Consider the following 12,317-nt stretch of genomic DNA (forward strand, 5'->3'; position numbering starts at 1 on the left):
TGTTGAGAAAATAGGGGAAAAGACTTGCAAGTCTGCCTAACTTTTGGTAAACTTAAATGGTTATAATCTATGGCTCGGAAAGAGACCATGGCAGAAAGGAATTTTTATAATGAAAAAAGATATCCATCCAGAATATCGCACTGTTGTCTTCATGGACACAACTACTGGTTACAAGTTCCTTAGCGGTTCTACTAAGAACTCTAATGAAACTGTTGAGTTTGAAGGTGAAACTTACCCATTGATCCGTGTGGAAATTTCATCAGATTCACACCCATTCTATACTGGACGTCAAAAATTCACTCAAGCAGACGGCCGCGTGGACAAGTTCAACAAAAAATACGGTCTCAAAGACGCAAACGCTGCGAACTAAGAGAAACATTGATTTTAAGCCTTTTCCGAGTTTCGGAGAGGGCTTTTTTGTGCGCGTGATTGCCATTTTGATTGCTCTAGACTATAGTTAGCCAGCCGCATCTGCGATTTTTGATAGGAATCTTGGGTTTGATAAAATACGGTGCGTTATTTTCTGCTATAATAGTAGAAGATTAGATTTAGAAAGCAGGAGACATGAGCACTCGAAAGATTGATTTAGATAATCGGATTGATTACGGTCTGATATTACCTGTATTTTTACTATTGTTGATAGGTATCTTATCCCTCTATATCGCCGTTAGCATTGATTTTCCGGAAAAACTGGTGCGGATAGTCGGCCAGCAGCTGCTGTGGATTGCCTTAGGTATCAGTTTAGCCTTCCTAGTTATGTTCTTTTCCAATAAGTTTTTATGGAAAATGGCTCCGCTTCTTTATATGTTGGGACTGGGATTGATGATTTTGCCTCTCTATTATTTTAGTCCAGAGCTAGTTGCCTCTACAGGGGCTAAAAACTGGGTAACGGTCAGTGATATGACACTGTTTCAACCGTCGGAATTCATGAAGATTTCCTACATTGTCATGTCAGCCAGATTGATTGTCAGCTTTCAACAGCGGAATCCAGTGCGGCAGTTAAAGGAAGATTTTCGTCTGATTGCCTTTCTGACCCTCTTGACCTTACCAGTCTTGGGCTTGCTTTATCTACAGCGAGATTTGGGGACTTCTTTGGTTTTCGTAGCCATATACGGTGGCATGTTGCTCCTGTCGGGAATTTCCTGGAAAATTTTATTACCAGCCGTCTTGACAGCTGTCGTCTTGGTCGGAGTTTTTCTGCTGATATTCATTAGTCCTGGTGGGCGATCCTTCCTTCATAATCTGGGGATGGACACCTATCAAATCAACCGAATTTTGGGCTGGCTAGATCCCTTTGAAAATGCCCAATCAACGACCTATCAGCAAGCCCAAAGCTTGATTGCGATTGGCAGTGGCGGTCTGACGGGTATCGGCATCAATAAAACCAATCTGCTGATTCCTGTTCGCGAAAGTGACATGATTTTCACAGTTATTGCAGAAGATTTTGGATTTATCGGAGCCTCGGTGGTCATTGCGCTCTATCTGCTCTTGATCTATCGCATGCTGAAAATAACTGTCGAGTCCAACAATCGTTTTTACACCTATATTTCGACAGGTTTCATTGTCATGTTGCTCTTTCACGTCTTTGAAAATATCGGTGCAGCAACAGGTATCTTGCCTCTGACCGGGATTCCCTTGCCTTTCATATCTCAGGGTGGGTCTTCTATGGTTTCCAACTTGATTGGCATTGGCCTGATATTATCCATGAGTTACCAATTTACCTTGTTTGACGAGGCTCAGACTCGCCAAGCATCATCCTATAAGAAAATCACGATAAAGCGTGTAGAAAGAAGGGAAAAATGAAAAAAGTAGCGGTTTTATTTGCAGAAGGTTTTGAAGAAATCGAAGCCCTGACACCGGTTGATGTCCTTCGTCGGGCCAATATGGATTGCCAGATGGTTGGCTTGACCAGCCAGACGGTGACAGGTTCTCATGGGATTCCTGTTCAGACTGATTCTGTCTTTGATGGCGATTTGTCAGCCTATGATTTGATTGTCCTGCCAGGCGGTATGCCAGGGGCGACCAATCTACGTGACAAATCTGGTTTGATTGAGGAATTGAAAACTCAAGCTGCGGCTGGTAAATTTGTGGCAGCAATCTGTGCGGCACCCATTGTTTTAGAGAGAGCGGAGCTTCTCAAGGACCGTCATTTTACCTGTTATCCAGGCATGGAAGAGCAGATTGCCTCAGGGATTCACCAGACGGATGAGGTGGTTGTCGATGGCAATATCGTGACCAGTCGAGGTGCGGGAACCAGTCTGCCATTTGCCTATAAACTTGTTGAGTTGCTGGGTGGTGACGGTCAAGCACTTGCGCAGACCATGGTTTACCAACAGGGCTAGTTAAGAAAGCAAAGGAGTAAACTATGTCAAATTTGAAAGAACAAGTTGGGATTAAGGCAGCTGAATTTGTCACGGACGGGATGATTGTGGGCCTGGGAACAGGGTCGACTGCCTATTATTTCGTCCAGGAAATCGGTCGCCGGGTCCAGGAAGAAGGTTTGGACATCATCGGTGTAACGACTTCGCATGCCACAGCGAAACACGCTGCTTCACTGGGGATTCCTCTGAAGAATATTGATGAGGTGGATTATGTTGACTTGACGGTGGACGGAGCAGATGAAGTAGACGGAGCTTTTAACGGCATCAAGGGTGGCGGTGCAGCCCTGCTCATGGAAAAGGTCGTTGCCAGCTATTCCAAGGACTCTATCTGGATTGTCGATGAAAGCAAGCTAGTGGAAACACTCGGAGCCTTCAAACTGCCGGTTGAAGTGGTTCAATACGGTTCTGAAAATCTTTTCCGACTGTTTGAGAAGAAGGGCTATCGTCCAAGTTTCCGTATGAAGGACGGCCAGAAATTGGTGACCGATATGCAGAATTTCATCATTGACCTGGATTTGCAACGAATTTTGGATACGCTTGCTTTGGCCAATGAACTGGACCACACAGTTGGAGTAGTAGAGCACGGTCTCTTCATCAACTTGATTTCAAGAGTCATCGTGGGAACAGCAGAAGGTCCTAAAATCCTTACTAAAGAATAGTTGAAAACGCTTCTCATTTTTTTATAAAATGAGAGCTTTTTTATGTTATAATTAAAAGACGAACGTTTATTTTAAAAAAAAAGGAGAGCAATATGCCTAAATTTAAACGTATTCATCTGATTGTCCTGGATTCTGTGGGAATCGGTGCGGCGCCAGATGCCAACAACTTTACCAATGCAGGCGTGCCAGACGGTGCATCAGACACCTTGGGACACATTTCAAAAACAGTCGGCTTGGATGTGCCAAATATGGCTAAACTGGGCCTCGGCAATATCCCTCGTGAAACACCTCTGAAAACAGTTCCTGCCGAGGAAAATCCGACAGGTTATGCGACAAAATTGGAAGAAGTATCACTTGGTAAGGATACTATGACGGGCCACTGGGAAATCATGGGCCTCAACATTACCGAGCCTTTCGATACTTTCTGGAATGGTTTCCCTGAGGAAATTTTGACCAAAATCGAAGAATTTTCAGGTCGTAAGGTCATCCGCGAGGCCAATAAACCTTACTCTGGAACGGCTGTGATTGATGATTTTGGTCCTCGTCAAATGGAAACTGGGGAGCTCATCATTTACACCTCAGCAGACCCTGTTCTTCAGATTGCCGCTCATGAGGACATTATTCCGCTTGAGGAGCTTTATCGCATCTGTGAGTACGCGCGTTCTATTACCTTAGAACGTCCAGCCCTTCTGGGTCGTATCATTGCCCGTCCTTATGTTGGTGAGCCTGGTAACTTTACCCGCACGGCCAACCGCCACGACTATGCCGTTTCTCCATTTGAGCCAACTGTTCTTAATAAACTGGCAGATGCTGGTATCTCGACCTACTCTGTTGGTAAAATTAGCGATATTTTCAACGCCTCAGGCATTACCAACGACATGGGCCACAACAAAAATAATAACCACGGTGTCGATACCCTCTTGACAACCATGGGTCTGGCTGAGTTTGAGACAGGATTCTCCTTCACCAATCTGGTGGATTTTGATGCCAACTTTGGTCACCGCCGTGATGCCAAGGGCTACCGTGATTGCTTGCATGAGTTTGATGCTCGCTTGCCAGAGATTATTGCTGCCATGCGTGAGGACGACCTGCTCCTCATCACAGCTGACCATGGGAATGACCCGACCTATGTCGGTACGGACCATACTCGTGAGTACATCCCGCTCTTGGCTTACAGCCCCTCCTTTACCGGCAACGGCTTGATTCCACAGGGACATTTTGCGGATATTTCGGCGACCATTGCTGAAAACTTCGGTGTGGACAATGCCATGATTGGGGAGTCATTCTTGGATAAATTAGTCTAATGGAAAAAGTAACCGTTTATTACAATCCCGATTGTAGCAAGTGCAAGAAATTGCGGGTCCTTCTCGCTCATCAAGATCTGGAAGTGACCTGGGTTAATTATCTGGAAAATCCCCTGTCCAAAGCAGATTTGGAAAGGATTTTGGCTAAAATGGATGCCCAGCCTTCCCAGCTTATCCGCCTGACACAGGACGATTTTGCAGGAAAATCCGAGCCAGAAATTCTGGAACTCATGGTAGCAGACCCCAGTCTTGTCAACAGACCCATTATCGAGCGAGAAAGTACCGCTTTTCTCTGCAGACCGCTGGACGGAATCGTAGAAAAAATGCCAGAATACGACTGGTCAAGATATTTGTAAAAGGAGAAATTATGTCACTATTAGAAAAAATCAATGAAACAAAGGCTTTTTTAGAAGAAAAAGGCTTGATTAAGCCAGAATTTGGCTTGATTTTGGGCTCAGGTTTGGGCGAATTGGCAGAAGAAGTAGAAAATGCGATTGTCATCGACTATGCTGACATTCCAAACTGGGGCAAGTCAACAGTTGTAGGCCACGCTGGTAAGTTGGTTTATGGAGATTTGGCAGGTCGCAAGGTTTTGGCTCTTCAAGGTCGATTCCACTTCTACGAAGGAAATCCGATGGAAGTTGTGACTTTCCCAGTCCGTGTCATGAAAGCTCTTGGTTGTGAAGGCGTGATTGTTACTAATGCTGCAGGTGGTATCGGTTACGGTCCAGGTACCCTCATGGCTATTACAGACCACATCAACATGACGGGACAAAATCCTTTGATTGGCGAAAACTTGGAAGAGTTCGGACCACGTTTCCCAGATATGTCCAACGCCTATACCAAAGAATACCGTGAGAAAGCTCATGCCGTTGCGGAAAAATTGGGCATCAAGTTGGACAATGGTGTCTACCTCGGTGTGACAGGACCTACCTACGAAACACCAGCTGAAATCTTGGCCTTCAAGACCATGGGTGCCCATGCAGTTGGTATGTCAACTGTTCCAGAAGTTATCGTGGCAGCTCACTCTGGCATGAAAGTCTTGGGTATTTCTGCTATCACAAACTTTGCGGCTGGTTTCCAATCCGAACTCAACCACGAAGAAGTGGTAGAAGTAACCGAGCAAATCAAAGGCAACTTCAAAGGCTTGGTCAAGGCTATCTTGGCGGAGTTGTAAGAATTTGAATATAGAATAATAAAGAGGTACAATACATGTCTATCCATATTTCTGCAAAACCAGGTGAGATTGCAGATAAGATTTTGCTTCCTGGTGACCCACTCCGTGCTAAATTTATCGCTGAAAACTTCCTTGAAGACGCTGTGTGCTTCAACGAGGTCCGCAATATGTTCGGCTACACAGGTACTTATAAGGGCCACCGTGTTTCTGTCATGGGAACTGGTATGGGGATGCCATCCATTTCCATCTACGCCCACGAGCTCATCAACGAATACGGTGTGAAAAAATTAATCCGCGTTGGAACCGCGGGCTCACTGAGTGCTGATGTTCATGTTCGTGAATTGGTCTTGGCGCAAGCAGCTGCAACCAACTCTCGTATGATTAATATTGATTGGCCGGAATATGACTTGCCACAAATTGCAAGTTTCAACCTTTTGGATAAGGCATATCATATTGCTAAAGACCTTAATTTGACAACGCATGTCGGCAATGTCTTGTCTTCAGACAGTTTCTACTCGCCTAAGCTTTTCAGCCGTAATTTGGAACTTGGTCAAATCGGTGTCAAAGCGGTTGAAATGGAAGCAGCAGCCCTCTACTATCTGGGTGCTAAATTCGGTGTCCAAACCCTAGCTATCATGACCATTTCTGATAGCTTGGTCAATTCAGATGAGGATACAACGGCAGAAGAACGCCAAAATACCTTCACAGACATGATGAAGGTTGGTCTGGAAACCTTGATTGCGGAATAGGCCGGACTAAGGAGTAACTTGTGATAAGGAGGAATGTATGACATTTGCACACTTTGAACCAACTCGAAATGTAGAAGATTTTCACTTGGCAGGATTTGCTTATTATGACGGATTAGATGTTGTCGAAGAGTTAAAATTGGGAACTTCTCTAGATTTACTGGCTGAACCAACTAATCCTTATGATTCAGAAGCGGTGCTTATTCTTTATCGGGGGAAGAAATTGGGCTACATTCCAAAATACAAGAACAGTTTAATCAGCCGGATGCTTTTTTATGGACACGGGGATATTTTGGAAGCTCGCGTTCAAATGATTGATTTGACGGAACATCCTGATCGTCAACTACGCGTGGTTGTTAAGTTTAAGGACAATCGTCCGACAGCCTAAATCAGTAGACAGAGAAGTTATCAGGTTAATCTGTAACCGTTTGAAAGACGAACTAAGTTCTATTTGTATGGAACTTAGCTTGTCTTTTTTTGTTTTTTAGTGTATAATAGAAAACGGTTACAAATAGTAACGAAATAAACATGAACACTTACATATATTAGTTTCATTTAGGAGATTAGGAATGATTAATTTACAAAATTTTGTTCAGTCTATGTATGCTAAACGTATCGAGGACTGTTCAGACTATGAACTATACTATGCTTTGCTCGCATTTACCAAGCAACAAAGTGAGGCAAAATACACCAATGAGCAGAAGAAAAAAGTATATTACATTTCTGCGGAATTCTTGATTGGTAAACTCTTGTCCAACAACCTGATTAACTTAGGTGTCTATGACGAGGTGAAGAGCCAATTAGCTGCTGCTGGTAAGGACTTGATTGCCATTGAAGATGTCGAAATGGAGCCATCTCTTGGTAACGGTGGTTTGGGTCGTTTGGCCGCCTGCTTCCTTGATTCCATTGCTAGCCTTGGTCTCAACGGAGATGGTGTCGGATTGAACTACCACTTCGGACTTTTCCGTCAGTTGTTCGAATACCACCAGCAATCTGCAGTGCCAAACGAGTGGATTACACCCCGTTCTTGGTTGACAGAATCCCCAATTTCTTACCAAGTGCCATTTGCTAACTTTACCTTAACTTCTAAGTTGTACGATATCGATGTGCCAGGTTATAAGACTGAGCGGAAGAACCGTTTGCGTTTGTTTGACCTTGGTTCAGTTGATGACAATATTATTTATGATGGCATTGAGTTTGATAAGGAAGACATTTTCCGTAACTTAACCCTTTTCCTTTATCCAGATGATTCGACAGATGAGGGTAAAGTTCTCCGTATCTTCCAGCAATATTTCATGGTATCCAACGCAGCTCAACTCTTGATTGATGAAGCGGTTGCCAAAGGGTCAAACCTCCATGACTTGCCTGATTACGCTGTGGTTCAAATCAACGATACACACCCATCACTTGTCATTCCAGAATTGATTCGTCTCTTGGAACTTCGTGGCATTTCCTTTGATGAGGCAATCGAAATTGTCAAGAAAATGACTGCTTATACCAACCATACAATCTTGTCTGAAGCCCTTGAAAAATGGCCACTGGATTTCTTGAACCGTGTGGTGCCTCACTTGGTGCCATTTATCGAGGAGTTGGACCGCCGTGCAAAAGAAGTGAAAAATGATCCAGCGGTTAATATCATCGATGAGCATGGTCGTGTCCACATGGCCCACATGGATATTCACTACGGCTACTCTATCAACGGTGTAGCAGCCCTTCATACTGAGATTTTGAAGACTTCTGAGTTAAAAGCCTTCTACGAGCTTTACCCAGAGAAATTTAACAACAAGACTAACGGTATCACCTTCCGCCGTTGGCTCATGCATGCTAACCCAAGATTGGCTAGCTATCTTGATGGACTACTTGGACATGGCTACCACCATGATGCTAGCGAGTTGGAAAAACTATTAGAATATAAGAATGACAAGGAATTAAAATCTTGGTTAGAAAAAACCAAGCAGCACAACAAGCGTAAACTACAACGTCATATTGCCAAAACTCAAGGTGTACATGTCAATCCTGAATCCATCTTTGATGTGCAAATCAAGCGCATGCACGAGTACAAGCGTCAACAGATGAATGTCCTCTATGTTATCCATAAGTATTTGGATATCAAGGCGGGTAATATTCCAACTCGTCCATTGACTGTTTTCTTTGGAGGAAAAGCAGCTCCAGCCTATACAACAGCTCAAGATATTATCCACTTGATTTTGGTCTTGTCACAGGTTATCAAAAATGATCCAGAAGTAGCACCACACTTGCAGCTGGTTATGATTGAAAACTATAACGTAACAGAAGCTAGCTTTATCATTCCAGCGGCAGATATTTCAGAGCAGATTTCTCTTGCTTCCAAGGAAGCATCTGGTACTGGTAACATGAAATTCATGCTCAACGGTGCCTTAACTATCGGTACAGATGATGGTGCCAATGTGGAAATTCATGAGTTGGTAGGTGATGAAAACATCTACATCTTCGGTCAAGATAGCCAAACTGTTATTGACCACTATGCAAATGGAACTTACCATCCATATGCCTTCTACGAACGAGATGCTATCCGTCCATTGATCGATTTCATCACATCTGATACCATTCGTCATGCTGGTGGTATTGATGAACGCCTCTGGCGCTTGCAGGACAACCTCAAGCATAATGACCACTTCATGACCTTATTAGACTTAGAAGACTACATTGAAACCAAGGAAAGAATGTTGGCAGACTACGAAGACCGTGACAGCTGGTTGGATAAGGTTATCGTCAACATTGCCAAAGCAGGTTTCTTCTCATCAGACCGTACCATTCAACAGTACAACGAAGACATTTGGCATTTGGAAGCTAAGGAAATAAAATAAATTAAAAATGACCTTGCGGGGTCATTTTTTCTGTATTCTATTTTTGAAAGCTTGAGTGATTGCACATTGTCCCAAGAAGTTTCCAAGGGCAAAGCCAGAGGTGTTCAGAAAGATGTCGCCAAGGTCAAAGAAGCCTAGTGAAAAGAAGAATTGACAAGCTTCAACTAGCAATATGGCACCTACAAAGAGAGAAAGTTTTTTCCAAGAAAATGAAAAAAGTAATCCAAATGGCAAAAAGAGCAGGAAGTTGAATACCACTATAGCTGGATTGAGAAATAGGTCTTGGGAGAAGGTGCTAAGGAGGTCCCAGTTGACACCTCTGACGCCCATGCTTTTGAAAAAGAGAAGATAGACTAGCAGAAGCCCGTAGCAAGCGTAGAAAAACCAAAGTGTCAGTCGCGAAATATGGGGCTTATAGACAAGTCGAAATAGGGTAAAGCAAAATCCGGTCATTAACAGGATTGCGGCAAGTGTCGGCCAAAAATCAACCGTCATGAAAATGGTCGTGAACTGGTAAAAGAGAAAGGTCATGAAGAGCCAGCGACAGAGCAAAAATGACAGGATCAGGTTAATACAGTCATAGATAGCTTCTTTTCTCATAGAAGGCCTCCTTTTTATTTCATTATATCATTATTTGAGGGGGGGGGGTAAAGGCTGTAAAAAATATTTTTATAGACAGTGTGCTATAATAGTTGGTATGAAAAAACGACCGACATCTGCCTATATCCACATTCCATTTTGTACCCAAATTTGTTACTACTGTGACTTTTCCAAGGTTTTTATTAAGAATCAGCCTGTTGAAGAGTATTTAGCGGCTCTTATGGAAGAGGTCAAGTTTTATAACCTGCCTACTCTTAAGACCCTCTATATCGGAGGCGGAACACCGTCGGCTCTATCGGCAGAACAGTTGGACTACCTCCTGACCAATATGGAGGATCTGCTGGACTTGTCACAGGTGGAAGAATTCACTATCGAGGCCAATCCAGGTGACTTGACGGCGGATAAGATTGCGGTTCTGAAAAAGTCCAAGTGTAATCGGGTGTCGCTGGGGGTCCAGACCTTTGATGACCGTATGCTGAAAAAAATCGGTCGTAGCCACAACCAAGCTCAGATTTATGAAACCATTGCAGCTCTCAAGGAAGCGGGTTTTTACAACATTTCCATCGACCTGATTTATGCCCTTCCTGGTCAGACTATGGAACAGGTGGTCGATAATGTCGCAAAGGCTTTGGAGTTGGATATTCCCCACATGAGCCTCTATAGCTTGATTTTGGAGAATCACACGGTCTTCATGAACCGCCAACGTCGTGGCAATCTGCATCTGCCCAACGAAGATGTAGAGTCCGATATGTTCGACTACATTCTTCAAGAGTTGGAGAAAAACGGCTTCGAGCATTATGAGATTTCCAACTTCACCAAGCCTGGTTTTGAAAGCCGCCACAACCTCATGTACTGGGACAACTCCGAGTATTACGGTTTGGGGGCAGGGGCTTCAGGCTACATCGACGGCATGCGCTACCGCAACCGCGGCCCCATCCAGCACTACCTCAAGTCCATCCGTGAAAAAGGCCATTCCCGCCTGCACGAAGAGTTTCTTAGCAAAAACGAGCAGATGGAAGAAGAGATGTTTTTAGGGCTACGGAAAAAAACTGGCGTGTCCATCGAGCGATTCGAGGAGAAGTTTGGCATTTCCTTTGAAGACCGCTATGGTCATGTGGTCAAAGACTTGAAAAATGAAGGTCTTATACAAGAAGAAGACCGTTGGCTTCGGATGACCAAAAAAGGATTGTTTCTTGGCGACACAGTTGCCGAACGTTTCATTATAGAAGATTAGAAAGAGGACACAATGGGACTAACCTACCAAGAAAATTTCACCATTCCCTTTGATATGTGTGATGTGAAGCAGGCTGTCAAACTGCCTGACTTGATTTCCTACTGTCTTGGTGTGTCAGGTCGGCAGTCAGAGGAACTAGAGCGCAGTGACCTCTATGTTTTTCAGGAATTTGGCTTGATTTGGGTGGTGACAGACTATGAACTGACCATTCAAGGCCTACCTAAATACAATGAAACCATTATCATTAAAACAGAAGCGGTTGCCTACAATAAGTTTTTCTGTCATCGGATGTTCTATATCTACGATGCAGCAGGCAAGCTTTTGTTGGACATTCTCTGCTATTTTGTCCTGATTGATTTTAAAACTCGCAAGCTGGCGCCTGTGCCAGCAGCCTTGATTGCTCCTTATCAGTCTGAGCAGGTCAAGAAATTGCCTCGGGCACCTAAGTATCAGCTCTTGGAAAATCCGTCTGTACAAGAATTTCCTGTTCGCTATTTTGATTTGGATATGAATGGGCATGTCAATAATGGCAAGTACCTGGAATGGATGTATGAAGCACTGGGCTATGATTTTCTGCTCTGCCATGTCCCTAAAAAAATCCAACTCAAGTATCTCAAGGAGGTAGAGGCAACTAGCTTGGTGAGTTCACGCATGGTGGAAAAAGCTAGTGTCAGCCAGCATGAGATTGTGGTAGATGGGCATATACATGCGCAAGCTGTCATAGAGTGGAGGGAACGTCATGTCGCAGGATAAGTGGTTGGAATGGGCCGTACGTTTACAAGCCTTGGCTCAGACAGGCTTGGCCTATGGAAAAGATGTTTATGACATGGAACGATTTGAGGAAATCAGACAGATTGCGGCGGAGATGTTAGTAGAACCGTCTGGGCAGCCCTTGGAAGTAGTGAAAGACTTATTTTGCAATGAAACAGGCTATCAGACACCCAAGCTGGATACCCGCGCAGCTATTTTCCAAGAGGATAAAATCCTACTGGTCCAGGAAAACGATGGGCTCTGGTCCTTACCAGGTGGGGATTGTGTCATAATAATGACAGGTGCTTAAAACGCTGTCAAATCAAGGATTTGAGTGTTCTACAATCTGTCATTAAGGAGGAAAAATTTATTTTTTGTTTATAATATCATATCGCACAAGCGAGAACATTTTAATAAGTGTTCTCGTTTTTTTATTTTAAGGAGGAATTCATGCAAAAGAAGGAAAAATCATCACGCCAAATCGTGATGTGCCATCTCGTGGCTATTTTAGGAGTTGATATTGAGAAAGCAACTCATCTGGTTGATGAATTGGAACAAGTAGGTTTAATCCGATTTGATGAATTCGGAAATGTTGGACTTTTAGTCTTGGAGGGATAATC

The 12,317-nt window shown here is 43.7% G+C and carries 14 protein-coding genes and 1 pseudogene; 14 read left to right on the plus strand and 1 reads right to left on the minus strand.

The annotated features are described in order from the left end of the window. Window positions 1-109: 109 nt before the first annotated feature. From NQZ91_10785 to glgP, 10 genes are all read left to right on the plus strand, one after another. Window positions 110-370, plus strand: coding sequence for a type B 50S ribosomal protein L31 (locus NQZ91_10785; protein ID UUM57797.1), 261 nt, complete (start codon window positions 110-112; stop codon window positions 368-370). A 194-nt stretch (window positions 371-564) separates the two neighbouring features. Next, the gene (locus NQZ91_10790) at window positions 565-1,803 is read left to right on the plus strand and encodes an FtsW/RodA/SpoVE family cell cycle protein (GenBank protein UUM57798.1); all 1,239 of its coding nucleotides are present in this window, start codon (window positions 565-567) and stop codon (window positions 1,801-1,803) included. Beyond that, complete coding sequence (locus NQZ91_10795) at window positions 1,800-2,342, plus strand: DJ-1/PfpI family protein (GenBank protein UUM57799.1); 543 nt, start codon at window positions 1,800-1,802, stop codon at window positions 2,340-2,342. Before NQZ91_10790 ends, NQZ91_10795 begins: the two co-directional genes overlap by 4 nt. A gap of 23 nt (window positions 2,343-2,365) precedes the next feature. Further along, a complete protein-coding gene (gene rpiA / locus NQZ91_10800) occupies window positions 2,366-3,040 on the plus strand; it encodes a ribose-5-phosphate isomerase RpiA (protein UUM57800.1) in 675 nt (224 codons plus the stop codon). Between the two features lie 92 nt (window positions 3,041-3,132). After that, window positions 3,133-4,344 (plus strand): phosphopentomutase, encoded by a 1,212-nt coding sequence (locus NQZ91_10805; GenBank protein ID UUM57801.1) that lies wholly within the window; start codon window positions 3,133-3,135, stop codon window positions 4,342-4,344. Then, window positions 4,344-4,700, plus strand: a complete 357-nt coding sequence (locus NQZ91_10810; GenBank protein UUM57802.1) for an ArsC family transcriptional regulator — start codon at window positions 4,344-4,346, stop codon at window positions 4,698-4,700. The genes NQZ91_10805 and NQZ91_10810 overlap by 1 nt, the downstream gene beginning before the upstream one ends. An 11-nt stretch (window positions 4,701-4,711) precedes the next feature. Further along, window positions 4,712-5,521 (plus strand): purine-nucleoside phosphorylase, encoded by an 810-nt coding sequence (locus NQZ91_10815; protein UUM57803.1) that lies wholly within the window; start codon window positions 4,712-4,714, stop codon window positions 5,519-5,521. Window positions 5,522-5,556: 35 nt separating this feature from the next. Beyond that, window positions 5,557-6,270, plus strand: a complete 714-nt coding sequence (gene deoD, locus NQZ91_10820) for a purine-nucleoside phosphorylase (protein ID UUM57804.1) — start codon at window positions 5,557-5,559, stop codon at window positions 6,268-6,270. A gap of 37 nt (window positions 6,271-6,307) precedes the next feature. Continuing rightward, window positions 6,308-6,655 (plus strand): HIRAN domain-containing protein, encoded by a 348-nt coding sequence (locus NQZ91_10825; protein ID UUM57805.1) that lies wholly within the window; start codon window positions 6,308-6,310, stop codon window positions 6,653-6,655. Window positions 6,656-6,836: 181 nt separating this feature from the next. Beyond that, window positions 6,837-9,113: a glycogen/starch/alpha-glucan family phosphorylase gene (gene glgP, locus NQZ91_10830; GenBank protein ID UUM57806.1), complete on the plus strand. Its 2,277-nt coding sequence runs from the start codon at window positions 6,837-6,839 to the stop codon at window positions 9,111-9,113. A gap of 21 nt (window positions 9,114-9,134) precedes the next feature. On the opposite strand, the gene NQZ91_10835 is transcribed toward glgP, so the two are convergent. Then, entirely contained in the window at window positions 9,135-9,713 is a 579-nt protein-coding gene (locus NQZ91_10835; GenBank protein ID UUM57807.1) for a VanZ family protein, read from the minus strand. 97 nt (window positions 9,714-9,810) lie between these two features. On the opposite strand from NQZ91_10835, the gene hemW reads away from it, so the two are divergent. The 4 genes and pseudogenes from hemW to NQZ91_10855 all read left to right on the plus strand — a co-directional run bounded on the left by hemW (window position 9,811) and on the right by NQZ91_10855 (window position 12,315). Continuing rightward, entirely contained in the window at window positions 9,811-10,947 is a 1,137-nt protein-coding gene (hemW, locus tag NQZ91_10840) for a radical SAM family heme chaperone HemW (GenBank protein ID UUM57808.1), read from the plus strand. 12 nt (window positions 10,948-10,959) lie between these two features. Further along, window positions 10,960-11,700 carry a thioesterase gene (locus NQZ91_10845; GenBank protein UUM57809.1) on the plus strand — a complete coding sequence of 247 codons (741 nt, stop codon included), beginning with the start codon at window positions 10,960-10,962 and terminating at the stop codon, window positions 11,698-11,700. Beyond that, window positions 11,687-11,977: pseudogene (locus NQZ91_10850) on the plus strand (NUDIX hydrolase N-terminal domain-containing protein). The gene NQZ91_10845 and the pseudogene NQZ91_10850 overlap by 14 nt, the downstream one beginning before the upstream one ends. Window positions 11,978-12,147: 170 nt before the next feature. Then, the gene (locus NQZ91_10855) at window positions 12,148-12,315 is read left to right on the plus strand and encodes a hypothetical protein (GenBank protein ID UUM57810.1); all 168 of its coding nucleotides are present in this window, start codon (window positions 12,148-12,150) and stop codon (window positions 12,313-12,315) included. The last annotated feature ends 2 nt before the right edge of the window (window positions 12,316-12,317 follow it).

Source organism: Streptococcus suis, assembly GCA_024583055.1.
Classification (GTDB): domain Bacteria; phylum Bacillota; class Bacilli; order Lactobacillales; family Streptococcaceae; genus Streptococcus; species Streptococcus suis_V.

What these genes read in the sequence shown, in the direction of transcription:
- NQZ91_10810 (UUM57802.1), top strand. Translation starts at nt 4,344, where the DNA reads ATGGAAAAAGTAACCGTTTATTACAATCCCGATTGTAGCAAGTGCAAG.
- NQZ91_10855 (UUM57810.1), top strand. Translation starts at nt 12,148, where the DNA reads ATGCAAAAGAAGGAAAAATCATCACGCCAAATCGTGATGTGCCATCTC.
- deoD (UUM57804.1), top strand. Translation starts at nt 5,557, where the DNA reads ATGTCTATCCATATTTCTGCAAAACCAGGTGAGATTGCAGATAAGATT.
- NQZ91_10795 (UUM57799.1), top strand. Translation starts at nt 1,800, where the DNA reads ATGAAAAAAGTAGCGGTTTTATTTGCAGAAGGTTTTGAAGAAATCGAA.
- NQZ91_10845 (UUM57809.1), top strand. Translation starts at nt 10,960, where the DNA reads ATGGGACTAACCTACCAAGAAAATTTCACCATTCCCTTTGATATGTGT.
- rpiA (UUM57800.1), top strand. Translation starts at nt 2,366, where the DNA reads ATGTCAAATTTGAAAGAACAAGTTGGGATTAAGGCAGCTGAATTTGTC.
- NQZ91_10825 (UUM57805.1), top strand. Translation starts at nt 6,308, where the DNA reads ATGACATTTGCACACTTTGAACCAACTCGAAATGTAGAAGATTTTCAC.
- NQZ91_10805 (UUM57801.1), top strand. Translation starts at nt 3,133, where the DNA reads ATGCCTAAATTTAAACGTATTCATCTGATTGTCCTGGATTCTGTGGGA.
- NQZ91_10815 (UUM57803.1), top strand. Translation starts at nt 4,712, where the DNA reads ATGTCACTATTAGAAAAAATCAATGAAACAAAGGCTTTTTTAGAAGAA.
- hemW (UUM57808.1), top strand. Translation starts at nt 9,811, where the DNA reads ATGAAAAAACGACCGACATCTGCCTATATCCACATTCCATTTTGTACC.
- glgP (UUM57806.1), top strand. Translation starts at nt 6,837, where the DNA reads ATGATTAATTTACAAAATTTTGTTCAGTCTATGTATGCTAAACGTATC.
- NQZ91_10785 (UUM57797.1), top strand. Translation starts at nt 110, where the DNA reads ATGAAAAAAGATATCCATCCAGAATATCGCACTGTTGTCTTCATGGAC.
- NQZ91_10835 (UUM57807.1), bottom strand. Translation starts at nt 9,713, where the DNA reads ATGAGAAAAGAAGCTATCTATGACTGTATTAACCTGATCCTGTCATTT.
- NQZ91_10790 (UUM57798.1), top strand. Translation starts at nt 565, where the DNA reads ATGAGCACTCGAAAGATTGATTTAGATAATCGGATTGATTACGGTCTG.